At 70.6% G+C, this 22,965-nt stretch carries 16 protein-coding genes and 1 riboswitch; of the genes, 6 read left to right on the top strand and 10 right to left on the bottom strand.

Going from position 1 to position 22,965, the window contains the following annotated elements; translation table 11 throughout:
• Positions 1-3 precede the first annotated feature (3 nt).
• The 6 genes from ACFIMZ_RS08925 to ACFIMZ_RS08900 all read left to right on the top strand — a co-directional run bounded on the left by ACFIMZ_RS08925 (position 4) and on the right by ACFIMZ_RS08900 (position 8,325).
• Positions 4-2,142 carry a TonB-dependent receptor gene (locus ACFIMZ_RS08925; protein ID WP_431822300.1) on the top strand — a complete coding sequence of 713 codons (2,139 nt, stop codon included), beginning with the start codon at positions 4-6 and terminating at the stop codon, positions 2,140-2,142.
• A 769-nt stretch (positions 2,143-2,911) separates the two neighbouring features.
• On the top strand, positions 2,912-4,774 hold the full coding sequence (locus tag ACFIMZ_RS08920; protein ID WP_431822299.1) for a DUF3857 domain-containing transglutaminase family protein: 1,863 nt from the start codon (positions 2,912-2,914) through the stop codon (positions 4,772-4,774).
• A 58-nt stretch (positions 4,775-4,832) separates the two neighbouring features.
• Positions 4,833-5,073: riboswitch (cobalamin riboswitch) on the top strand.
• Positions 5,074-5,241: 168 nt separating this feature from the next.
• Positions 5,242-6,015 carry a uroporphyrinogen-III C-methyltransferase gene (gene cobA / locus ACFIMZ_RS08915; RefSeq protein ID WP_431822298.1) on the top strand — a complete coding sequence of 258 codons (774 nt, stop codon included), beginning with the start codon at positions 5,242-5,244 and terminating at the stop codon, positions 6,013-6,015.
• On the top strand, positions 6,015-6,389 hold the full coding sequence (locus ACFIMZ_RS08910; RefSeq protein ID WP_080340768.1) for a cobalamin biosynthesis protein: 375 nt from the start codon (positions 6,015-6,017) through the stop codon (positions 6,387-6,389). Before cobA ends, ACFIMZ_RS08910 begins: the two co-directional genes overlap by 1 nt.
• A 28-nt stretch (positions 6,390-6,417) precedes the next feature.
• Positions 6,418-7,020, top strand: coding sequence for a cob(I)yrinic acid a,c-diamide adenosyltransferase (cobO, locus tag ACFIMZ_RS08905; protein ID WP_431822297.1), 603 nt, complete (start codon positions 6,418-6,420; stop codon positions 7,018-7,020).
• Between the two features lie 3 nt (positions 7,021-7,023).
• Positions 7,024-8,325 (top strand): cobyrinate a,c-diamide synthase, encoded by a 1,302-nt coding sequence (locus ACFIMZ_RS08900; protein ID WP_431822296.1) that lies wholly within the window; start codon positions 7,024-7,026, stop codon positions 8,323-8,325.
• 66 nt (positions 8,326-8,391) lie between these two features.
• Here ACFIMZ_RS08900 and bamE read toward each other — a convergent pair whose 3' ends face one another.
• From bamE to ACFIMZ_RS08850, 10 genes are all read right to left on the bottom strand, one after another.
• Entirely contained in the window at positions 8,392-8,931 is a 540-nt protein-coding gene (gene bamE, locus ACFIMZ_RS08895) for an outer membrane protein assembly factor BamE domain-containing protein (protein WP_431822295.1), read from the bottom strand.
• A 204-nt stretch (positions 8,932-9,135) separates the two neighbouring features.
• Positions 9,136-10,299, bottom strand: a complete 1,164-nt coding sequence (locus ACFIMZ_RS08890; RefSeq protein WP_431822294.1) for a M20 aminoacylase family protein — start codon at positions 10,297-10,299, stop codon at positions 9,136-9,138.
• Between the two features lie 124 nt (positions 10,300-10,423).
• Positions 10,424-10,840: a PIN domain-containing protein gene (locus tag ACFIMZ_RS08885; protein WP_431822293.1), complete on the bottom strand. Its 417-nt coding sequence runs from the start codon at positions 10,838-10,840 to the stop codon at positions 10,424-10,426.
• Positions 10,837-11,100, bottom strand: coding sequence for a type II toxin-antitoxin system VapB family antitoxin (vapB, locus tag ACFIMZ_RS08880; RefSeq protein ID WP_431822458.1), 264 nt, complete (start codon positions 11,098-11,100; stop codon positions 10,837-10,839). Before vapB ends, ACFIMZ_RS08885 begins: the two co-directional genes overlap by 4 nt.
• Positions 11,101-11,359: 259 nt before the next feature.
• Positions 11,360-12,400: a GNAT family N-acetyltransferase gene (locus ACFIMZ_RS08875; protein WP_431822292.1), complete on the bottom strand. Its 1,041-nt coding sequence runs from the start codon at positions 12,398-12,400 to the stop codon at positions 11,360-11,362.
• A complete protein-coding gene (locus tag ACFIMZ_RS08870; protein ID WP_431822291.1) occupies positions 12,400-13,248 on the bottom strand; it encodes a formyltransferase family protein in 849 nt (282 codons plus the stop codon). Before ACFIMZ_RS08870 ends, ACFIMZ_RS08875 begins: the two co-directional genes overlap by 1 nt.
• Before the next feature lie 71 nt (positions 13,249-13,319).
• Positions 13,320-15,530: a TonB-dependent siderophore receptor gene (locus ACFIMZ_RS08865; protein WP_431822290.1), complete on the bottom strand. Its 2,211-nt coding sequence runs from the start codon at positions 15,528-15,530 to the stop codon at positions 13,320-13,322.
• Between the two features lie 45 nt (positions 15,531-15,575).
• Positions 15,576-16,943: a lysine N(6)-hydroxylase/L-ornithine N(5)-oxygenase family protein gene (locus tag ACFIMZ_RS08860; RefSeq protein ID WP_431822289.1), complete on the bottom strand. Its 1,368-nt coding sequence runs from the start codon at positions 16,941-16,943 to the stop codon at positions 15,576-15,578.
• 32 nt (positions 16,944-16,975) lie between these two features.
• Positions 16,976-17,992, bottom strand: coding sequence for a GNAT family N-acetyltransferase (locus tag ACFIMZ_RS08855; RefSeq protein WP_431822288.1), 1,017 nt, complete (start codon positions 17,990-17,992; stop codon positions 16,976-16,978).
• Complete coding sequence (locus tag ACFIMZ_RS08850; protein ID WP_431822287.1) at positions 17,982-22,958, bottom strand: amino acid adenylation domain-containing protein; 4,977 nt, start codon at positions 22,956-22,958, stop codon at positions 17,982-17,984. Before ACFIMZ_RS08850 ends, ACFIMZ_RS08855 begins: the two co-directional genes overlap by 11 nt.
• Positions 22,959-22,965: the final 7 nt, after the last annotated feature.

Here is a 22,965-nt window from a genome sequence, read left to right as displayed (position 1 = left end):
TCCATGCCGAAACGTCCAATTCCGGGGCGATGCCACGATACGCTGGCCTTCGCGCTCTGCTCGCTGCTGTCGACCCTCCCCTGCGCGTCCGGGGCCACCGAATCCGAAGGCGACCTGCCTGCGCTGGAAGTGCGTGCGCGCCGCCATCCGCACGATCCGCGCCCCGAGCGCGTGAGCACCGCGACCCGCGCCGACAGCGATCCGCGTGACGTGCCGCAAACCATCGAGACCGTGTCGGCCGACGACACGCTGTCCTACGGCGGCCGCACGCTGGCCGACGCGCTTGCGGGCGTGCCCGGTGTGTCGAACACGTCGGACACGCGCTTCGACGCGTTCCGCATTCGCGGCTTCTCCAGCGCCGGCGACCTGCTGCTCGACGGAATGCGCGACGACGCACAGTACCTGCGCAGTCTCGGCAACATCGAGCGCGTCGAGGTGCTGAAGGGCCCGGCCGCGGCGCTCTACGGGCGCGGCAGCGGCGGCGGCGTGATCAACCGGATCAGCAAGCAGCCGCTGCCCGACGACTTCGGCAGCGTGTCGGCGACGGCCGGCAGCTTCGGCCGGCTCGGTGTATCGGCCGACCTCAACCGCGCACTGTCGCCGCGCTGGAGCATGCGCGTCAACGCGGGACGCGAGTACCAGCGCAGCTTCCGTGACGCAGTCGACGGCACGCGCCAGTACGTCGCGCCGTCGCTGAAATGGCAAGGCGAGCGCAGCAGCTGGCTGCTGCAGTTCGAATACGATTCCTACGCGCGCGTGCCCGATCGCGGGATACCCGCGCCGGTCGCCGCGGCCGATCGGGCCGGCAAGCCGACCGCGTACGCACTGCCGCGCGCGTCGCGCCACACGTTCTTCGGCGTCGCTGACCGCGACACGATCCGCGACGCGAACATGAACTGGCGCTCGACCTTCACCCGGCAACTGGGCGGCGACTGGCAACTGCGCCATCTGCTGAGCGTGCTCGATCTGCGCGGCACGTTCGACAACACGTACGTCACGCAGAGCTACCTGGCGAAACCGCGCGACTACGGGCGCGTGCAGCGTGCCCGCTATCAGCAGGACATGCGCCATCTGAACGTGCAGACCGATCTCGAACTGAGCGGCAGCGCGACGACGGGGCCGGTCGCCCATCACCTGCTGTTCGGCGTCGAGTACGGCTGGCAGCGACGCGCGCCGCGGCTGTGGAGCGCGACCGCGGCGCCGGTGTCGATCACCGATCCCGACATCTTCGATCATGGTGGTTCCGCACCGGCGCCGTACATGACGAACCGCCACCTCGCGACCGACCATGCGCTGTACGCGCAGGACCGCATCGACGTCGGCCGCGCGTGGAAGCTGCTGGCCGGCCTGCGCGTGGACCGCTTCGCCGCCGCATCGACGAACCGGCTGAACGGGTTGCACGCGCGGCGCGCGTCGACTGCGTGGAGCCCGCGGGTCGGCATCGTGTGGTCGCCGGTAGATGCGCATAGCGTCTACGCCTCTTACAGCAAGAACTTCGCGCCGGTCGGCGGCGACCTGATCGGCATCACGCCGGGCGCGCGCGGCAACGCGAACGATCTCGGCCCGCAATATAGCCGGCAGCATGAAGTCGGCGTCAAGAGCGACTGGCTCAACGGCAGGCTGAGCACCACGCTCGCACTGTTCCAGATCGACCTGTACAACCGCAAGGTCGCCGACCCCGTGCGGCCCGGATTTTTCGAGCTCGCGGGACTCGAACGCAATCGCGGCGTCGAATTCGGCGTTGCCGGCAGACTGGCCGGCGACTGGTTCGTGCGCGGCGGGATCGGCTGGCAGAACGCGCGGATCGTCGAAGCCGAAGCGCAAACGGCCGGCAAACGATCGGCCGGTGTGTCGTCGTCGAACGGCAGCCTGTTCGTCGGTTATGCGCCGCTGACCGGCTTTTTCGCGGAAACCGGCGTGATTTATGAAGGCGCGCGCTACGCCGATCGCGACAACCTGCTCACGCTGCCCGCCTATGCGCGCTGGGACGGCAAGCTCGGCTACCGCACGCGCGACGTCGAACTGACGCTCGCGGTCGTCAACCTGTTCGATCGCGACTATGTCGCGAATGCGACGAGTGTCGCGCAGGTCATGCCGGGTGCGCCACGGACGGTGACGGTCACGGCCACGTACAAGTTCTGATTCGGGGCGAGCGAACGTCGGCTCCGCGCGGACCGTGCACGCCGACGGCTCCGAATCCGCCTGAATGGGTTCGTCATGAAAAGTTCGCTTCCAAAGGACTTGCGCACTATCTCTTACCAGGATTCCTTTCCTGACGATCAGACTGACGAGTCAAATGCCCCTCCAGCAATATGCTGTACGCAAAAAAACCATCGTCATCAATATCAGATTCACCGCAGAAAATGCTCCGGGAGCGAAAAAACAGTCCAGTGCGCCGACCCAAACCCGAAAAGAATCGCCCGGGTAGCTGCACCCAACAAGACGCCGAGCCCGCCACCGCCATATCGTTTACTGAAAGGATCAGGAAACAGCCCGTAAAGCAAAAATCTCTTGATTGCCCTGCGCGAGATATGAAATCGCATCACTATTCCATGACATTCAGATCCACACACAATCTCATCTCGGAAAATGTACAATTTTTCATGGTTCGTGAACCTCACGCGTATTGACGTCTTGTCGATACCCATTCGAACCATGAATATGCTCCGGTTATCCGCCGCCATCGTCGTGTGGCTGACTATGGCAGTCACGTTTCCATTCGCAGTGAAGGAGGTAGATGCTCCCTTCGCGGCAATCGCAAAAGTACCGGTGTGGTCGTACTGCATTCTGCAAACGCTGCGTGCATCAAAGCGGTATCCGTGACGTTGCACGTTGCGATAGCAAAACCCGACTACAGTCGCGGGCCACGGCCCGATTTCACCCTCTCGATTCCTGACAACCGATTTCACCCATGATTCGACTTCGGACGCCTCTCTCGCGCCTCGCGCGCTACGGCATCGCCGCGGTGCTGACGCTTGCGCCGCCGATCGCTTTCGCCGCCGACTACCAGGTCGAACAATTCGACAACACGATCAAGGTCGACGCCGCCGGCAAGCGCGTCGCGAAGGTCGATCTGTCGGTCAAGCTGCTGACGGATGCGGCAATCGCCCGCTTCGGCCAGTACGTGCTGGCTTACAACTCGCAACTTCAGACGCTCGACGTCAGTTCCGCGCAGACCGTGCACGCCGACGGCTCGACGGTGCCGGTCGATGTCCAGCACGGCATCTTCGACCGGCCCGCGCCCGTCACGGTCGCGGCGCCGCAATTCAGCGCCGATCATCTGCGCATCGTCGCGTTCCCCGCGCTCGCGAAAGGCGACTCGATCCGGCTTTCGTACACGCTGACCGACACGGACACGCTGTTCCCCGGCAAATTCAGCGTGCAGCTCGCGTTTCCGCCGATCGAGGACTACCGCGCCGCGAACGTCACGCTCGACACGCCGGCCGGGATGGCCGTCGCGATCGACGCGCGGGGGATGCGCGCGACTTCCGACGCGACGCGCGACGGACGCCGGACCCGCATGTATCACTATCAGACGCCTCCGTCGGGCCCGATCGACGAACAGGCGAACACGGTCGCGTGGACGGACGTCGCTCCCGTCTTCATCGCGAGCAATTTCTCGGGCTACGCGGACATCGCGCGCGCATATCAGGCGCGCGCCGCCGACAAGCAGGCGCCGGCCGCCGCGATCCGCGCGCTCGCGGACCAGATCACCGCGGGCACCGCCGACCGTCGCGAGCAGGCGATGCGGCTGTATGCGTGGGTCGCCCGCAACATCCGCTACGTCGGCGTGTATTTCGGCGCTGGGCCCGTGGTCCCGCATCAGGCCGACGCCGTGCTCGCGAACCGCTACGGCGACTGCAAGGACCAGGTGACGCTGCTGTCCGCGCTGCTCGCGGCGAAGGGCATCGAGAGCCGCACGGTGCTGGTCAATCTCGGCAATCGCTACCGCCTGCCCGACGCGCCGGACGTGCTGACGTTCAATCACGCGGTCGTATGGCTGCCCGAATTCGACGTGTTCGCCGATACGACGGCCGGCGTGCTGCCGTTCGGCGCGCTGCAGTTCGAGGCAAGCGGCAAGCCCGCGCTCGACACCGCGACGGGCAACGTGATCCGCACGCCGCCGCAAAACGGCCGCAACAGCCGTTCGCTGCTCGCCTACACGCTCGATCTCGACCGCGACGGCAACGCGACGATGACGGGCGACATCGCGCTCGACGGCCAGGCGGTCCAGCACGCGCGGCAGATGTTCGTGTACGTTCAGCCGAAACGGCTGGCCGACGAGATGCTGCGCCGCTCCGGTCTCTCGGGCGAACTGCAGATGACCCCGCATCATCTCGACGCACTCGACCAGCCGTTCTCGATCGCGCTGCGCGGCACGCTGAACCAGTTGTCGCTGATGCCGGGCCCTGCGGCGTTCGCGGTGCCGTCGCTGCCGAATTTCGGCCGGATCCGCGAGTTCGCCGACTTCGTCCTTCAGCAGAAGGACAAGCGTTTCGAAGGCGTATGCGCCGGAACGCGGCTCGAGGAACGCTACCGGATCACCCTGCCGGCCGACGTCGAGATACTGGCGATTCCGCCCGATGCCGACGTCCGCTCCGGCGAAATCGCGTATCGCGCGACCTATCGCCGTGACGGTCGGACCGTCGACGTGACACGCGTGCTCGATCGCGATCTCGGCGCCAACGTATGCAGCGGCGCGAAGCTCGCCGAATGGGCGGACGCCGCGCGCAGCATCTCGAAGGATCTGAAGCGGCAGATCCTGTATCGGTAAGCGCCGGTGCCGGCTGGCGACCGCCTGCCCCGCATGCGTTTGCGCCGGCGCGCTGTGCTATCGTATGCGCCGCGTTCGGTGCTCGCGCCTGCCCTCCGGCAGGCGCAGTCAAACGGGAAACAGGAGGCGGACATCCGCCCGGCCTGTGCTGTCCCCGCAACGGTACGCCGCCCGCGCGACGCGCTTCCAAGCGCGCGCGCCCATGCCGCCCACGATGCCACTGCCCGCCTGCCTCGGGTGGGAAGGCCGCGGCCTGGCAAGCGGCCAGCCCGGATACCGGCCGACGCAAGGGGCGAGCGATACGCTCGCCGAACGCCCGGTCCGCGGGGGACGGACTGCGTGCGCTTATGCCCGCTTCGAGCGGGCTGCTTTCATTCCGCTATGCATCGCCATTCCGCAGGCCGGCTTCGCGCCACCCGTTCGCCGCTTTCCCCGTCTTCGCCACGGTTCGCGCCGTGCCGCCTCCGATGAGCCGCGCCTGGCTGATCGGCGCGGGGCCCGGCGACGCCGACCTGCTGACGCTCAAGGCCGTGCGCGCGATCGGCGCGGCCGACGTGCTGCTCGTCGACGATCTCGTGAATCCCGAGGTGCTGCAGCATGCGCGCGCCGATGCGCGCATCGAGCACGTCGGCAAGCGCGGCGGCCACGCGTCGACGCCGCAGGACGCGATCGTCGCCGCGATGCTCGCGCACCTGCGCGCGGGCCGCAGCGTCGCGCGCCTGAAAGGCGGCGACCCGTTCGTGTTCGGCCGCGGCGGCGAAGAGCTGATCGCGCTCGGCGCGGCGGGCTTTCCGGTCGAGGTCGTCCACGGCATCACGGCCGGCATCGCCGCGCCGGCCGCCCTCGGCATCCCGGTCACGCATCGCGGCGACGCGCAGGGCGTGATCTTCGTCACCGGGCACGGCGCGGGCGACGACGAGCCGGACTGGCGCGCGCTCGCCGCAACCCGCATGACGCTCGTCATCTACATGGGCATCCGCCGCCTCGCCGCGATCACCGCCGCGCTGCGCGCGGGCGGCCTGCCGGACGACACGCCGTGCGCGTCGATCGAATCGGCGACGCGGCCCGGGCAGCGGCACGTGCTGGCGACGCTGACGACCCTCGTCGAGCGTGTCGGCGCGGCCGGCATCGGCTCGCCCGCGATCATCGTGGTCGGCCGCGTCGCGGCGCTGGCCGCCGATCCCTCGGTGCAGGCCGCGCTGGCCGCACCGGCCGAACCTGCGCCGCCGGAGCCCGCGTGATGCGGGTCGCGCTCGGTCTCGGCTTTCGCGCGGGCGTCACCGCCGCACAGCTCGACGCCGCGGTTCGCGCGGCGCTCGCGCGGCACCCGCACGCGCAGCCGGCCGTGGTCGCGACGCTTGCCGGCAAATCCCGCGCGCGCGCGCTGCGCACGCTCTGCGCGCGGCGCGGCTGGCCGCTCGTCGCCTTCGACGCGGCGCAGCTCGCCGCACACCCCGAACTGGCCGAGAGCGCGCCGTCACCCGCCGCGCTCGCCCGCTTCGGCGTGGCCGGCGTCGCCGAGCCGTGCGCGCGGCTCGCCGCGCCGCGCGGCCGGCTGCTCGGCCCGAAGCTCGCGCGGGACGGCGTGACGGTCGCGCTCGCCGGCCCGCTTTGAACCCATTCTTTCGACAGGACGACTCCCGATGAAAACCGATCCCGAAGCGCACCAGCGGATGACCGAGCGCCGCCGCGCCGGCCACGAGAAGAAGCAGGCCGCCGCCGTCAACGAAAAGGGCCTGCTGATGGTCCACACCGGCAACGGCAAGGGCAAGAGCACCGCCGCGTTCGGCATGGCCGTGCGCGTGCTCGGCCACGGGATGCGGCTCGGCGTCGTGCAGTTCATCAAGGGCGCGCTGCACACGTCCGAGCGCGATTTCCTCGGCGCGGTCGCGCACTGCGATTTCGTGACGATGGGCGACGGCTATACGTGGAACACGCAGAACCGCGACGCCGACATCGCGACCGCCCGCAAGGGCTGGGACGAGGCGCGCCGGATGATCGAAAGCGGCGATTACCAGATGGTGATCCTCGACGAGCTGAACACCGTGCTCAAGTACGAATACCTGCCGCTCGACGAAGTGCTCGCGACGCTGGTCGCGCGCCCCGCGTCGCTGCACGTCGTGGTGACGGGCCGCCACGCGCCCGACGCGCTGATCGACGCGGCCGACCTCGTCACCGAGATGCGGCTCGTCAAGCATCCGTACAAGGAGCAAGGCGTGAAGGCGCAGCGCGGCGTGGAGTTCTGAACGATGCCCGCCTGCCCCGCGCTGTTCGTCAGCGCGCCCGCGTCCGGCCAGGGCAAGACTTCGGTGACGGCCGGCCTCGCGCGGCTGCACCGCCGGCTCGGCCGCCGCGTGCGCGTGTTCAAGACCGGCCCGGACTTTCTTGATCCGATGCTGCTCGAACGGGCGAGCGGCGCGCCCGTGCACGCGCTCGACCTCGGCATGGTCGGCGCGGCCGGCTGCCGCGCGCTGCTCGCCGACGCGGCGCGCGACGCCGACCTGATCCTGATCGAAGGCGTGATGGGGCTGTTCGACGGCACGCCGAGCAGCGCGGATCTGGCCGTCGCGTTCGGCGTGCCGGTCGTCGCCGTGATCTCCGCGAAATCGATGGCGCAGACCTTCGCCGCGATCGCGTTCGGCCTTGCGCGGTTTCGCGCGGACCTGCCGTTTCACGGCGTGCTGGCGAACCGGGTCGGCTCCGCGCGTCACGCGGAACTGCTGCAGCAGGCGCTGCCCGACGACCTGCGCTGGCTCGGGCACGTGCCGGCCGATGCCGGCATCGCGCTGCCGGAGCGCCATCTCGGCCTGCATCAGCCGAACGACATCGACGATCTCGACGCGCGGCTCGACCGCGCGGCCGACGTGCTTGCGAGTACGGCGCTTGCGGAATTGCCGCCTGCGGTCGCGTTCGCGGAACCGGACGCCACCGGGCCGCTGCCGCGCGCGCTCGCCGGCAAGCGGATCGCGATTGCGCGCGATGCCGCGTTCTCGTTCATCTATCCGGCGAATCTCGCGCTGCTCGACGCGCTCGGCGCGCAGCTGCGGTTCTTCTCGCCGCTCGCCGACGACCCGGTGCCCGGCGATTGCGACGCGCTGTTCCTGCCCGGCGGCTATCCGGAGCTGCATGCGGCGGCGCTCGCGGCGAACGCGACGAGCGCGGGCGCGATCCGCGCGCATGCGGCGGCCGGCAAGCCGATCGTCGCCGAATGCGGGGGGATGGTGTATCTGTGCGATGCGTTGACGGAGGTCGACGGCGCGACGACGCCGATGCTCGGCCTGCTGCCGGGCCGCGCGACGATGCAGCGGCGCTTCGCTGCGCTGGGCATGCAGCAGCTCGATACGCGCACCGGGCCGATGCGCGGGCATACGTTCCACTATTCGCGGCTCGACACGCCGCTTGCGCCGGTCGCGGCCGCGGTTCGTTCCGATGGAGCCGCCGACGGCGAGGCCGTGTACCGGGTCGGCTCGATCGTTGCAACCTACATGCACATGTACTGGCCGTCGAATCCGCTTGCGGCGGCGGCGCTGTTCGACGGCGCGGCGTTCTGAAGGAAGGAGGCGTCCGCCATCAAGCGGGTCGCATGCGGAAGAACGCGCTGCCCCGGCACCGCGCCGTCACCGCCCTTCCCGTCCGGGCGCCTCCGATCGCGACGTTCTGACGACAGTCCCGTCGGGCGAGAAATGCGCATTGAACATCGCATCGCCCGATACGCCGCCCTCGGCCCAGTGCCAGCTCCATACCTCTTCGTGGCTCAACGCGTATTGCGCGACCGACGTCGGTTTGCCGAGCAGTTGCCGCACATCGTCCTTCGTCATGCCCGGCACGACCTTCGCGATGTTTTCCGCCGTCAATGCCTGCGTGATCGACACGAGTCTGCCGTCGGGCCCGAAATCGAGCATGTAGGTGCTCGTGCCGAACGGGCCGCGCGGGTACTCGAACCGCTGCGAGCCGTCGTCGTTCTGCCTGACCATCTCCGGCTTGCCCGCGTCGCGGAGTACGTCCTCGACCGTCGACACGCCTGGCTGCAGTTTGCCGAAGGCCAGGTTATCCGGTTTGATTGCATTGACTGCGTCGGCGACCTTCTGGTCGTCGCAACCCGTCACGAGAAAGCCGACCGCGCACGCCGTCAGCGCGGTCAGGAGAAGTTTTCGCATTTCGTATGTGCCGTATCCATTGCGCCGGTTCGACGCCACGCGCCGGCCTCGCCGAACGAGGCGGCTGCGCGAGCCTCGGGCGGGACCGGCGAACCCTGGCTTGTCGCCGCGACGCAGCGTAGCACGCGACCTGCCGCCGGGATGTCAAGGAGCGTCAAATCCCGCTCGATACGGCACCATGAGCATTCGCGTCACATTCGCGAATCAGACGAGAAACGCCTCGGCGAGCTTCACCCAGTACGATGCCCCCGTCGGCAGCGCCGCGTCGTTGAAGTCGTAGCCCGGGTTGTGCACCATGCAGCCGCCTTCCCCGTCGCCGTTGCCGATGATCAGGTAGCAGCCCGGACGCTGCTCGAGCAGGAACGCAAAATCCTCGCTGCCGGTCAGGGGCACCATGTCGTCGATCAGGTTCGCGTCGCCGACCCACTCGCGCGCGACTTGCTTCGCGAACGCGGTCATCTCCGCATCGTTGACGAGCACCGGGTAGCGGCGCCGGTAGTCGATCGTCGCGCTCGCGCCGAACACCGCGGCCTGCGCGTGGATCACTTCGGTGATGCGCGTCTGCAGCAGGTCGCGCACGTCCGGCTTCAGCGCGCGCACCGACAGGCGCATCTGCGCGTGCTCGGGAATCACGTTCGGCGCGTCGCCCGCGTGGATCGCGCCGACGGTGACGATCGCCATGTCGAGCGGCGACACGTTGCGCGACACGATCGTCTGCAGCGCGACGACGATCTGCGCGCACACGACGACCGGATCGATCGCCTTGTGCGGCACCGCGCCGTGGCCGCCGCGCCCCTGCACGTCGACGATCACGGTGTCCGCCGACGCCATGAACGGCCCCGGCAGGAAGCCGAACCGGCCGGTCGGAAAGCCGGGCATGTTGTGCATCGCGAAGATCGCATCGCACGGGAACTGCTCGAACAGGCCATCGTCGAGCATCTTCTTCGCGCCGCCGAGCCCTTCCTCGGCCGGCTGGAAGATCAGGTTCAGCGTGCCCGAGAAGCGCCGCTCGCGCGCGAGATGCTTCGCCGCCGCGAGCAGCATCGCCGTGTGGCCGTCGTGGCCGCACGCGTGCATCTTGCCGGGAATCGTGCTCTGGTACGGCAGGCCGGTCGTCTCGTGGATCGGCAGCGCGTCCATGTCCGCGCGCAAGCCGAGGCGCTTCGCGCCGTCGCCGACCTTCAGCTGCGCGACGACGCCCGTGCCGCCGAGCCCGCGATGCACGGTGTAGCCCCACGCGTGTAGCCGTTCGGCGACGAGGTCGCTCGTCGCGAATTCCTCGAAACCCAGCTCGGGATGGGCGTGGATGCGGTGCCGGATGGCGGTCATTTCGTCGGCGAGGCCTGCGGGGATCACGCTGTGCGTCACGGTGTCGTCTCCTGTGTCAGATGTGCGGCAAGGATAGTCCGTCGGACGTCAACCGGATAGACGAAATGTCGTCAGCCCGGCAACCGGCGGTTGCCGGCTATCACGCGCAGGCGCCGCGCGCCGCTCAATCCGCCCAGTCCTCGAACGACAACCCGTCGACGCGGCCGAATTCGCGCGTATCGTGGGTCACCAGCACCGCGCCGGCCGCGATCGCGTGCCCCGCGATCGACGCATCGTTCGCGCCGATCGGCGTGCCGCGCGCCGCAAGATCGGCGCGCACGGCGGTGGTCGCGTCGACGGCCGCCGCATCCCAGGGCAGCACGCCGTCCAGCCGCTCGACGAATGCGGTCACGAGGTCGGCATGCTTCGGCGACGCCTTCCGGCCGATCGTGCCGAAGCGCATCTCCGCATAGGTGACGGCCGACACGACGATCCGGTGCTGCGCGCCGACGCACGACTGCAGCCGCGACAGAACGACCGGCGGCCGCTCCCGCATGATGGTCGAGCAGATGTTCGTATCGAGCATGTAGAGCTTCGTCACTGGCCGGACTCCGTCCGCGCATCGTCGGGGCCGGACAGGTCGAAACGGCCGGATTCGACGACGGCCGGGCGCTCGACGAGGAAATCGGCATCCGCAAGCGGTTCGTGCGCGAGCGACGTCCACGTGGGACGCACGGGGCGAAGCAGCAGGGTGTCGCCCTCGCGGCGGATCTCGAGTTCCGTCACGCCTTCGAACTCCATGTCCTTCGGGATGCGGATCGCCTGATTGCGGGCATTCTTGAAAATGGAAACGGTGCGCATGACCCACTCCTGAAGGGAACGATGCGGCCATTTTAGACATATGCTCGCATATGCCAATATCGATGCCTGCGTGCGGGGCGCCGTGCGCCAGCTTGTCGCAAATAGTGCCTTGTCCATGAGCTTGCAGTCCTCGTCATGTGAGAGGCCCCATTTTTCGCGTCCGCATGCGCGCGGTCCATACACCAAACGGCCAACGCGGGCGACCTCGACGGGAAACCGTCGCGCCCGCCGCTCGCGCGACGGCGGACGCCCCGCCCCGTCACGGCAACCGGAACGTCTCGAAGAACGTATCCCGGTCGATCATCACCAGCGCAGCACGCTTGTGCGGGAAATCGAACTCCTTCAGCGTATGGAAGCCGAGCCGGTGCATGTACGCGATATGCCGCACATGATCGACGCGCGGCTCGCCGACGAGCCGCTGCGTGCGCGGCTCGTCGACGAACATGTAATGCAGCACCCCGCTCCACCACGCGTGCAGCTTGCCCGCGCTCTGGAAGCGCGAATCGCCGATCAGCAGATGCAGCCCGCGATCGTAGTCGTGCGCGTCGTAGAACGGCGCAAGGCGGTCCTCCTTCGCCCAGTAGAACTCGAAATAGCCGAACGGCGTGTCGTCGAAGTAGCCGATCATCGGGTGCATGTGCGGATCGGCGAGCCGTTCCGCGAGATACGCGGCGTGCTCGTCGCGCGTGCCGCGCTGGTCCCAGAAATGCGCGACGCGATCGAGGTTCATCCAGCCGCTGAACAGGTCCGCGTGCGCGTCGACGTCGACCGTGCGCAGGCTGAAGGTCATGCCGACTTGCGGCATGTAGCGCGCGTAGATCTCGCCGGGCACGGTCGGCGCACGCACCGGGTGACGTCGCTCGTTCGTCACCGCATAGCGCAGCGGCATGCCGCCCGCGCCCGGCGCCTTCAGCCACGGCAGCGGATGCTGCCAGAACGTCGTGCGCGACACGCCCAGGTGCAGCCGGCCGTTCACGGGCCGCGCGTCGTCGATCACGCCCTCGCGCACCGCGCGCCCGACATACGCCGCGACCGCCGCGGGGTCGGCGCCCGCGAGCGGCACGGCGAGCGTCGCCGACGCGCGCTGCGTCTCCGTGTTGAACAGCGCGACGAATTCAGCGAGCAGCGCGGCCGGCGGATCGTCGGGCCGCCATGCGTCGAGGACGCGATCGGCGTCGTGCGTCGCAGATGCGGATGCGGATGCCGCCCCACGCGCAGGCGTGGCGAAATCGACGGCGGCCGCCGTCGCGTCCTCGGCGGCCTCCGCCGGATCGGCAGGGTTCGTCAGCGTGTCGGTCATCACAAGGCCTCCGCGTCGTGGCGGTCCGCGAGGATGCCAAGCCCCCGCTCGAGCGCCGGAAACAGGCTGCGCTGGAAGTTGTTCCAGCGCAGCTCGAGAATCGTGTCGTCCGGCGCGATCGGCGTGTCGAGCACGTCGCAGATCACTTCGCCGGAATCGATGCCGTTGTCGACGTAATGAAACGACGCGCCCGTCATCGTCACCGGCTCGATCGCCGACGTCGCGCCGGTCGCCCAGTCGACCCGCTCGCCGCGCGCACCGTGCAGCGCATCGAGCGTCGCGTACGCGCCGCGCCGCTGGAACGGCGAGCCGTCCGCGGTGATGCCCGGGTGGATGTTCGCGATGCGCCGGTGAAAGCGCGCGCCGGGCCGCACCAGCTCGTCGAGGATCACGAGCAGCCCGTCGAGCACGACGATGTCGGCGTTCAGTTCGAGCAGGCGCTCGAGCAGCCGGCGCTCGAACGCCGCCTTGCCCGCCGCGCGCTCGCGCACGTCGTGCACATCGCGCGGCAGCCGGCGATACGTCGACGGAATCGCGCAGAACAGCGCGTCGACCGGCCGGCCCTGCACCGCGAGGCCGTCCGGCAGCAGCCACGGCCGCCCGGGCGTGCGCGCGAAGCCGTAGTCGGCGAGCTTCGCGCGGTCGGCGGGCGAGCCGTCGTCGTCGTCGACGATCACGCCCGCGAGCGTGTAGCGCTCGCCGAGCGCCGAGCCGTTCAGCCGCTCGACGAGGAATTCGAGCGGCGCCTTCATGTAGCGCGTGCCGCCCTTGTAAGCGACCGGCTGTCCGGCACGATCGGCCGCGCCGTTGCGCAGCGACTGGATGTAGACGAGATTTTTCTTCGGCATGGGTCGTGATGGGAAAAGGACGACGCCGCCGCGACGCGCAAGCACCGGCCCGCACGCCGCGGCGCGCGCCGTCACCAGTTGTATTTCGCGGTGGCGACCACGGTACGCTCGTTGCCGAACATGCAGACCGAAGTCGACTGGCAGCCGCTGATGTAGTGGCGGTTGAACAGGTTCGTCGCGTTCACCGCGAAACGCCAGTTGCGCACGTCGTAGTGGATCGCCGCGTCGTAGACCGTGTAGCTCGCGACCGACAGCGAGTTGTCGGCCGCGCCGGCCGACGCGCTCTGGTAGCGCATGCCGCCGCCGAGCCCGAAGCCGGCGAGCGGCCCCGTGTGCCACGTCCAGTCGGCCCACAGCGACGCCATCTGGCGCGGCCGCGGGATGTCGACCGGCCAGTTGTTCAGCGACGCGTCGTTCGCCTTGATGTTCTTCACGTCCTGGTACACGTACGACGCGATGATCGACAGATTCGGCGTCACCTTGCCGGTCGCGCTCAGCTCGATGCCGCGCGAACGCACCTCGCCCGTCTGCACCGACGTCGTGCCGCGCGGGTCGAGGTCCGTCGGCGTCGGCGTCACCACGTTGGTCTGGTTGATCTGGTAGATCGCCGCGTTCAGCATCAGGTTCTTGCCGGGCGGCTGCCAGCGCAGGCCCAGCTCGATCTGCTTGCCGCGCGTCGGCTTGGCCAGCCCGCCGCCGAACAGGTTCACGCCGATCTGCGGGTTGAACGACGTCGCGTAGCTGATGTACGGCGACAGCCCGTAGTCACCCTGGAACGCGAGGCCGACGCGCCCGCTGAACGCGGTGACGTCCGCCTTCGACTGCGTGCCGCCCGCGCGGTCGTCCTGCCGCATGTTCACCCAGTCCTCGCGGCCGCCGAGCGTCAGCACCCAGCGATTCCACTTGACCTGGTCCTGCGCGTACACGCCGAACGTGTTCATCGTCGTGTACGTGTCGGTGCGGGAGGTGGCATTCGGGTCCGAGAAGAGCGCGGTCGTCACCGGCGGCGACACGGTGTTGTAGAGATTCACGGGCGGCGCCGCCGCGATCCATTCGCTGTCGGTCGAGGTCTGCCGGTTGTACTGGAAGCCGAGCAGCAGCGTGTGCTCGAGCGGCCCTGTGCCGAAGCGCGCCTGCGCGTTGTTGTCGATGTCGAAGCGGCTGTAGTTCATCTGGAACAGGCCCGCCCAGCGCGACACGTCGGTCGTGCTGCCGTCGACGAAGCCCGCGCCCCACACCGAGCCGTTGTCGAGCGACAGGTGCATCCAGCGCACGTTCTGGCGCACCGTCCAGATCGAGTTCAGGTTGTGCTCGAACTGGTAGCCGAGCGACCACTGCTTCTTGCGGTAATGGTTGAAGCCCGGGTCGCCCAGGTACACGTCCTTCGACAGCTGCCCGTTCGGGTTCCCCAGCACCGTGCCCTGCGCGGGCAGGAAGTTCGACGAGATGTCGCCCCAGTCCTGCAGATAGGTTGCAGACACCGTCAGCGACGTGTCCGCGTTCGGCCGCCAGCGGAACGACGGCGCGAGCGCGACGCGCTGGTCGTTGTTCGGGCCGGTCAGCGCGTTGCCGTCGCGCGCGACGCCGACGAAGCGGTACGCGTACTTGCCGTCCGCGTCGAGCTTGTCGCCGACGTCGAACATGAACTGCTTGCGCGCGTAGTTGCCGAGCTCCACGCCCGCTTCGCGCACGCGCTCGCCGTCGGCGAGCTTGGTCTGCACGTCGACGATCGCGCCCGGGTCGCCCGCGCCGTACAGCACCGACGTCGGCCCGCGCAGCACGGTGATGCTGTCGATCATGTACGGATCGACGCGCCAGCTCGCGAGGTTGATCGTATTCGGCACCTGCAGCCCGTTCACGTAGGCCGTCGGCGTGAAGCCGCGCAGCGCCGCGTACCAGTCGGAACGGTTGTCCGAGCCGTACGACGAGAAACCCGGGATATAGCGCAGCGCCTGGTTCACGTCGGTCGCGCCCGTCATCTCGATCTGCTGCGCGGTGACGACGTTGATCGTCTGCGGGATTTCGCTGATCGGCGTGTCGGTCTTCGTGCCGGTCCGGCTGCGTCGCGCGACGAGCCCGACCGTGCCGTTGCCTTCCGACGCCGCATTGACGCTGATCGCCGGCAGCGTGCCCGACGCCGCGCCGTTCGCCTGCGCGGCGGAGTCCGCCTTGGCCGCAGGGTTCGGCGCCGCCTCGGCCATCGCCTGGCCTGCCGCCGCATAAAATGCCACGCCTGCCGCGGCTGCGATCGCACGCCGACGCGTGCCTGTTACCCACTCCATCTTTCGTTGCTCCACTTGTTTGGCGGCCTCCCGGCCGCCCTTTTGTCAAAGCGCTACGGCCAGCCGGCCGGCGCTCACCCCGATTTCATGTCGTGTCTGTGGTGGCCGGACGTCTTCGTCCGGGTGCGCGCTTGCGCTTTCGAGCGACGCGCAGATTTCGTCCGCGCGGCGCGCGAGCACCGACAGCAGCGTGTCGGACAAGCCGTGGCTGCCTTCGCAGTAGCCTTGCAGATAGATGTGCGGCGCGAAGTGCCCGGGCGTGTCGAGCCGGTAGTCGCGCGTCACGTCGCCGCGCGCGAGCGCGTCGCCCAGATGCGGCGCGAGCCCGTCGAGCAGCGCCGTGTGCGTGTCGCGCCGGTAGCCGGTCGCGAGCACGAGGCCGTCGAAGCGCTTGGTGTGCGTGTCGCCGCTCAGGCGGTCGCGCAGCGTCAGCTCGATCTGGCCGGTCGCGGTGCGCGCGGCAGCCTCGATCGCGCGGTTCGCGAGCAGCGCGTGGCGCGGCGCGCCGTCGACGCGCTGCAGGTACAGCATTTCGTAGATCTGCTCGATCAGCGGCCGGTCGACCACCGCGTAGTTCGTGTCGCGGTAGCGTTCGAGCAGCGCGCGGCGCGCGTCCTGCGGCTGCGCGTAGACGACGTCGGTGAACGCCGGGCTGAAGATCTCGTTGACGAACGGGCTGTCGTCGGCCGGCTTCAGCGCGCCTGCGCGCATCACGAGGCTCGCGTCGACGTGCGGGAAGCGCCGCGCGAGGTCGATGAACACCTCGGCCGCGCTCTGGCCCGCGCCGATCACCGCGATGCGGCGGCGCTCGCCGCCCGCCGCGCCCGCGAGCCGGCCGATGTCGGCCAGGTACGTCGACGAATGGATCACGCGGTCCTGGCCGAGCGCGGCGAACGCGTCGGGTATCGCCGGCGCGCCGCCGACGCCGACCGACAGCGCGCGCGTCACGCGCTGGCGCTCGTGTCCGGCGGCGTCGCGCGACAGCACGCGCAGCGCGTCGACGCGCGCGCCGCTGCCGCGCACCGGCTCGATGCCGGTCACGGTCTCGCCGTAATGGACGTGCTCGTCGAACGCGTCGGCCACCCAGCTCAGGTAATCGTGAAACTCGACGCGGGTCGGATAGAAGTTCTTCAGGTTGATGAACTCGTTCAGCCGGCCGCGCTGGAACAGGTAGTTGATGAACGTGTAGCGGCTCGTCGGGTCGCGCATCGTGACCAGATCCTTCAGAAACGAGATCTGCATCCGGCAGTCGTCGAGCAGCATGCCGCGATGCCAGCCGAACGCCGGCTGCCGCTCGACGAAGCAATGCGCGAGCGCGCGCGTGCCGCTGCGCTCCGCGAGCCGCACGGCAAGCGCCAGGTTCGACGGCCCGAAGCCGACGCCGATCAGGTCGAATACGGTTTCTCTCTGCATGTCTCAGCTCCCTTGTCGGTGAAACCGGCGCGTCAGACGTGACGGCCGGCGAAGAATGCCTCGCGCAGCGTGCGCATCCACAGCGGCTGCGCGGCGGCCTGCGTCAGCCGGCGCTGTCGCGCGAAGCCGTGGCGCGCGAGGTGGTCGACGACGCGCGCATGGCCGGCCGGCACGGCGCAGCCGACCGCCTCGGTGCGCGGATCGTCGAGAAACAGGTAATGGACGACCGACGGCAGCCAGCCGGCAACGCAGTGCGGGCCGCGCCGGCGCGGCTCGCCGACCAGCATCCGCAGCCCGCGGTCGTGGTCGCGCGGCGCGACGTGCGGCGCCAGCGCGTCTTCCTTCAGCCAGAACGCCTCGAAGTACGCGAACGGCTCGTCGTCGAAGCAGCCGACGAGCGGCGTGACGTGCGGATCGGCGGCGGGCGTCGTGCCCGCCGGTGCGCCGGGCCAGCCGGTGCGCACGCGCGGGTCGTCGAACCAGCGTGCGAGCCGCGCGCCGTCCTCGTCGGGCTGCCAGCCGCGCAGCGTGAAGCGCACGCCGAGCGCCGGCAGGTCGCGTGCGTACACGTCGCCGCGCGGCGCGGGCGGGCGGCGCGGATGCCGCCGCCCGTGCGTCAGCGTATAGAGCGTCGCGCACGGCGGCCGCGCGCCGGCAAGCCACTGGTCCGCCTGCTGCGCCCAGCCGTCGCGCACGCACCGGCCGCCGTCGGCGAGCACGCCGCTCGCGCGCAGCGCATCAAGCGCCGCCGCCGGCCACGCGGCCGGATCGAGCCGCACCGTCGCATGCCCGTCGCCGCCGGCGAATGCAGCCGCGAGCGCGGCCAGCAGCGCGCGCCGCTGGTCGGCCGGCGCCGCGCGATGGTTGTACGCGACGAGCCGCAGCGCGCCGTCGTCGGCCAGTTGCGCGCGCAGCAGCTGCGCGCCGATGCCCTCGCCATGCGCGACGCGGATCTCCGCACCGTCGCGCACGGCGACCAGGTCGTTCGCCAGCGCGAGACGGAACGTGTCGATCGGGGTCAGCCCGTCCGGGCGCACTTCAGCCAGCATGGCGCACCTCCGTGCCCGCATCCGCCGGTGCGTCGAGTCGCGCGCCGAGCGCGGCGAGCGTCGGCGCGGCGAACACGTCGGCCACCGTCAGCGCGTGACCGGCGCGGCACGCGGCATCGACGAAGCGCACCACGTCGAACGACGTCGCGCCGGCCTCGAACAGGTCCGCGTCCGCCGCCGGTGCGGCCGATGCGAACGTGTCGCACCACAGTGCCGCGAGCGTGGCAGCAGTTCGCGACGCGGAAACGCGCGCCGGCGCACGGGCCCCGGCAGGCGCAGCTTCGCTGGCGGCCAGCGAGTCGGGGCCGCCGAGCACCATCCCGCCTGCAACCGCGAAGCGCTCGACCTCGTCGCGGTACGTATCGACGAGCGCGTCGACGAAGCGGCCGTCGAGCAGTTCGTTCGCATACGAGAACGCCGCGCTCACGCGGCCGTCCGGATGCTCGACGACGTCGAGCTCGAGCGTGAACACCACGCGGTGCCGCACGTCGTCGAATCCGGCGAGCGACAGGCCCGCCCAGTCGCGCGCGGCCGCGCCGGTCGAGCGCAGGTAGTTGAACATCACCTGGAACAGCGGATTCGCGGCCGCCGCGCGCGGCGCGCCGAGCGCGGCGACGACGTCCGCGAACGGCACGTCCGCATGCGCGTAGGCGGCCAGCGCCGCGTCGCGCACGCGGGCCAGCACGTCCGCGCGGCGGTCGGCGGCGTCGAGCCGCGTGCGCACGACCACCGCATTGATGAACAGGCCGAGCGCATCGCGCGCGGCGTCGCCGGTCAGCTCGCGCGTCGACGCGAGCACGCCGACCGGCTGGTCGGCCGCGCCCGTCGCGCGGAACAGCGCGGCGTTGAGCGCCGCGTGCAGCAGCATCGGCAGCGTCGCGTGCGCGGCGGACGCGGCGTCGCGCGCGGCGCGGATCAGCGTCGCATCGAACTCGAACGCGGTGCGCGTCGCGCGCCATTGCGGAATGGCCGGTGCGTCGGCGCGCTCGGGCAGCACGCGCCGCGGCAGGCTTGCCAGCACGTCGCGCCAGTACGCGACCCGCGCGGGCACGCTGGGCGCCGGCAGCACGAACGGCCAGTCGGCGACCACCGGCGCGTTGCCGCCCTGCACCCGCGCAACGTAATGCCGCCGGATCGCATCCAGCCACAGCTCGATCGATTCGCCGTCCGACACGATGTGATGGATCGCGATCGACAGCACATGATCGTCGGCGGCGAGCCGCAGCACGCGCGCGCGCCACAGGGGCGCGGCGGCGCCGAGGTCGAACGGCGTCAGCGCGTCGTCGTCGGTCAGCGCGGCCGCGCGCGCAAGCGCGTCGGGCGTAGCGGACAGGTCGACGACCGGCAGCGCGACCGGCGCCAGCGCGTCGATCCGTTGCCCCGGCGGCGCGCCGTCGCGCGCGACGAGCCGCGTGCGCAGCGCCGGATGGGCCGCCGCCGCGTCCGCGAACGCGGCGCGCAGCGCATCGGCGTCGAGCGGACCGCGCATGCGCAGCGCGACCGGAATGACGTAGGCGGCGCTGTCCGGCTGCGCGCGCCACAGGAACCACAGGCCGAGCTGCGCCGGCGACAGCGGCCACACGCCGTGCGCGTCGGGCCGCAGCGCCGCCGCGCCGCTCGCGCGCGCGCCGTCGTGCGCCGCGCGCGGCGCGTCGGCGACCTGCCGCGCATACTGCGCGAGCACCGGCGCCTCGAACAGCGCGCGCACCGGCACGTCGCGGCCGAGCCGCTCGGCAACGCGCGTCGCGACCCGCACCGCGGCGAGCGAATGACCGCCGAGCTCGAAGAAATGATCGCCGCGGCCGACCCGCGCGACGTTCAGCACGTCCTGCCAGATCGCCGCGAGCGCGGCCTCGTCGCCGTCGCGCGGCGCTTCGTACGTGCGCTCGACGCGCACCGGCGCGGGCAGCCGCGCGCGGTCGACCTTGCTGTTCGCGTTGCGCGGCAGCGCGTCGAGCACGATGATCTGCGCGGGCACCATGTAGTCCGGCAGCGTGCGGCGCAGGTGCGCGTCGAGCGTCGCCGCATCGACCGGCTGCGCGGCCGCGCGCGCGTCGTCGGTCAGTTCGACATAGGCGACCAGCTGCGCGTCGCCGCGCTGCCCGTGCACGACCGCGCATGCCTCGCGCACCGCGTCGTGCGCGGCGAGCTGCGCCTCGATCTCGCCGAGCTCGATCCGCAACCCGCGCAGCTTCACCTGGTGATCGACGCGGCCGATGAAGTCGAACACGCCGTCCGCGCGGCGCCGCACGAGGTCGCCCGTCCGATACAGGCGCGCGCCTGGCGCGCCGTACGGATCGGGGACGAAGCGCTCGGCGGTCAGCGCCGGCCGGTCGAGATAACCGCGCGCGACGCCGGTCCCCTCGCCGCCGAGATACAGCTCGCCGATCACGCCGACCGGCAGCGGATGCAGGCGCGCGTCGAGCACGTGCGCGGTGCGCGCGCCGACCAGCGTGCCGATCGGCAGATACGCGGCGTCACCGAGCTTCGCGAGGTCGTCGCCCGGGCGGAACATCCACAGCGTCGGCGTGATGACCGTCTCGGTCGGGCCGTAGCCGTTGACCACCCGTACGTTCGGCAGCGCGCGGCGCAGCATCGCGAACGCTTCGCGCGACGTCGCCTCGCCGCCCACCGTCAGCGAGCGCAGCGTCGGCGGCGCGCCGTGCGCGAGCGCCCATTCGGCGAGCTGCGCGGCGCAGCCGGGCGGCACGTAGGTCATCGTCACGCCGTCGCGGGCCATCATCGCGCAGGTCTGCGCGGGCGGCCACAGCACGTCGGCCGTCACCGACACGGCCGCGCCCGACATGTATTGCGAAAACCAGCCCTCGTGCGCGCCGTCGAAGTTGACCGACTGGAACAGCAGGAACACGTCGTCCTCGCCCGCGCCATAGCGATCCGCGATCGCCGCGCAGTGCCGCGCGAACGACGCGTGGTCGACGATCACGCCCTTCGGCGCGCCGGTCGAGCCGGACGTGTAGATCGCATACGCCGCATGGCCCGGCAGCACGTCGGGCAGCGCGACGTGCGCCAGGTCGTCGAGCGCGTCGAGCGCGTCGGCACGCCACACGCGCAGCGACGGCAATTCGGGGAGCGCGGCTTCGCTGCGCGCATCGGTCAGCACGTGCTCGATGCGCGCATCGCCGACGATCTGCGCAAGCCGCTCGCGCGGATGCGCGGGATCGAGCGGCACGAACGCCGCGCCGGACTTCAGCACCGCGATCAGCGCGACGAGCAGGTCGACCGAGCGCTGCAGCGCGACGCCGACCCGCATTTCCGGGCGCACGCCGGCCGCGACCAGCTGGCGTGCGAGCCGCGCCGCGCGCGCATCGACCTCGCCGCGCGTCAGTGCGCGATCGATGTCGGCAACGCCGCGCGCATCCGGCCGCGCCCGTGCATGCGCGGCGATACGCGCGTGCACGGGGATGAACGGCTCGTCGTCGCCGGCGTCAGGCGACGCGTTCCACGCGAACAGCTGCGCGCGTTCCGCTTCCGGCAGCCAGTCGAGATCGCCGACCGGCGCGTCGGGCCGCGCGAGCGCGTCGGCCAGCAGCGTGACGAAGCGCTGCGCAAGCCGCGCGATCGCGTCGGCGTCGAACAGGTCCCGTGCATAGACGAACGCGGCGTCGAACGTGCCGGACGGCGTTGCCTCGACGCTGAGCGTCAGGTCGAATTTCGCGGACGGCGTGCCGGACGGCAGCACCGCCACTTCCACCGCATTGCCGGGTGCGCCGAGCGGCGGCAGCGCGCGGCGCTCGCCGTAGGCGGCCATCACCTGGAACAGCGGATGGTGGCTCGCGCTGCGCGGCACGCCGAGCGCGTCGACCACCTGCTCGAACGGCACGTCCTGGTGCATCTGCGCGTCGACGAGCGCGCGCTGCGTGCGCGCGACGAGCGCCGCGAAGCCGTCGCCCGGCGTCACGTCGACGTCGATCGCCAGCGTGTTGACGAAGAACCCGATCAGCCCGGCCGTCTCCGCGCGCTCGCGGTTCGCGGCCGGCACGCCGACGCAGATTCGCGCGTCGCCGGTCGCGCGCGCGAGCAGCGCGTCGAGCGCGGCGAGCAGCACCGCGAACGGCGTTGCGCCGGCGGCTGCGGCGAACGCGCGCAGCCGTGCGGCGAGCGGCGCGTCGAGCGCGAACACGTGGCGCGCGCCGCGCGCGCTGCGGCGGGCCGGCCGCGCGGCGGCGCCGGGCAGCGCCAGCACGCCGCGCTGCGGGTCGAGCTGTTCGCGCCAGAACGCGAGCTGCCGGTCGCGCTCGCCGGCGTCGAGCCAGCGGCGCTGCCACAGCGCGTAGTCCGCGTACTGGATCGGCAGCGGCGCGAGCGGCACCGGCGTGTCGGTCGCGTACGCGCGATAGAACGCCGCGAGTTCGTCGAGCATCACGCCCGACGACCAGCCGTCCGACACGATGTGATGCACGGTCAGCGCGAGCCGGTGATGCGTCGCGTCAAGCCGGATCAGATGCGCGCGCACCAGAGGCGCGACGCCGAGGTCGAACGCTTGCGCCTCGTCCACCGCCGCGACTTCGTCGGCGCGCGTGCCGCGCTGCGGCTCGGCGAGCGAGGCCAGGTCCGTTTCGCGCCACGGGCAGCGCAGCGGCGGATGGATCGTCTGCGCGACGCCGTCGGCGGCTTCGACGAAGGTCGTGCGCAGCGCCTCGTGGCGCGCGATCAGCGCGTCGCACGCGCGCCGCAGCGCATGCGCGTCGAGCGGGCCCGTCAGCGCGAGCCGCTCGGTGATGTGGTACGCGTCGCTCGCGTCGATCAGCCGTTGATGGAGCCACAGCCGCGTCTGCGCGAACGACGCCGGCACGCGCTCGCTACGCGGCGTGCGCGGCGGAATCGGCAGCACGCGGAAATCGATGCCGGCCGCGCCGAGCTTGTCGATGAAGACCGCGCGCTGCGCATCGGGCAGTTGCGCGAAACGCGTCGCGAGCGCCAGCCAGTCGGGTTGAACCGTCGTCATCCGTCGT

Origin of the sequence: Burkholderia sp. F1 (genome assembly GCF_050813845.1) — a bacterium.
Lineage (GTDB): Bacteria > Pseudomonadota > Gammaproteobacteria > Burkholderiales > Burkholderiaceae > Burkholderia > Burkholderia ubonensis.
The sequence above is the reverse complement of the archived record's forward strand: the minus strand, read 5'-3'. Positions and strand labels throughout refer to the sequence as shown.

Bases quoted from the DNA above. Each gene is read 5' to 3' on its own strand.
- ACFIMZ_RS08925 (WP_431822300.1), top strand. From the start codon at position 4: ATGCCGAAACGTCCAATTCCGGGGCGATGCCACGATACGCTGGCCTTC.
- ACFIMZ_RS08920 (WP_431822299.1), top strand. From the start codon at position 2,912: ATGATTCGACTTCGGACGCCTCTCTCGCGCCTCGCGCGCTACGGCATC.
- cobA (WP_431822298.1), top strand. From the start codon at position 5,242: ATGAGCCGCGCCTGGCTGATCGGCGCGGGGCCCGGCGACGCCGACCTG.
- ACFIMZ_RS08910 (WP_080340768.1), top strand. From the start codon at position 6,015: ATGCGGGTCGCGCTCGGTCTCGGCTTTCGCGCGGGCGTCACCGCCGCA.
- cobO (WP_431822297.1), top strand. From the start codon at position 6,418: ATGAAAACCGATCCCGAAGCGCACCAGCGGATGACCGAGCGCCGCCGC.
- ACFIMZ_RS08900 (WP_431822296.1), top strand. From the start codon at position 7,024: ATGCCCGCCTGCCCCGCGCTGTTCGTCAGCGCGCCCGCGTCCGGCCAG.
- bamE (WP_431822295.1), bottom strand. From the start codon at position 8,931: ATGCGAAAACTTCTCCTGACCGCGCTGACGGCGTGCGCGGTCGGCTTT.
- vapB (WP_431822458.1), bottom strand. From the start codon at position 11,100: ATGCGCACCGTTTCCATTTTCAAGAATGCCCGCAATCAGGCGATCCGC.
- ACFIMZ_RS08875 (WP_431822292.1), bottom strand. From the start codon at position 12,400: ATGACCGACACGCTGACGAACCCTGCCGATCCGGCGGAGGCCGCCGAG.
- ACFIMZ_RS08870 (WP_431822291.1), bottom strand. From the start codon at position 13,248: ATGCCGAAGAAAAATCTCGTCTACATCCAGTCGCTGCGCAACGGCGCG.
- ACFIMZ_RS08865 (WP_431822290.1), bottom strand. From the start codon at position 15,530: ATGGAGTGGGTAACAGGCACGCGTCGGCGTGCGATCGCAGCCGCGGCA.
- ACFIMZ_RS08860 (WP_431822289.1), bottom strand. From the start codon at position 16,943: ATGCAGAGAGAAACCGTATTCGACCTGATCGGCGTCGGCTTCGGGCCG.
- ACFIMZ_RS08855 (WP_431822288.1), bottom strand. From the start codon at position 17,992: ATGCTGGCTGAAGTGCGCCCGGACGGGCTGACCCCGATCGACACGTTC.
- ACFIMZ_RS08850 (WP_431822287.1), bottom strand. From the start codon at position 22,958: ATGACGACGGTTCAACCCGACTGGCTGGCGCTCGCGACGCGTTTCGCG.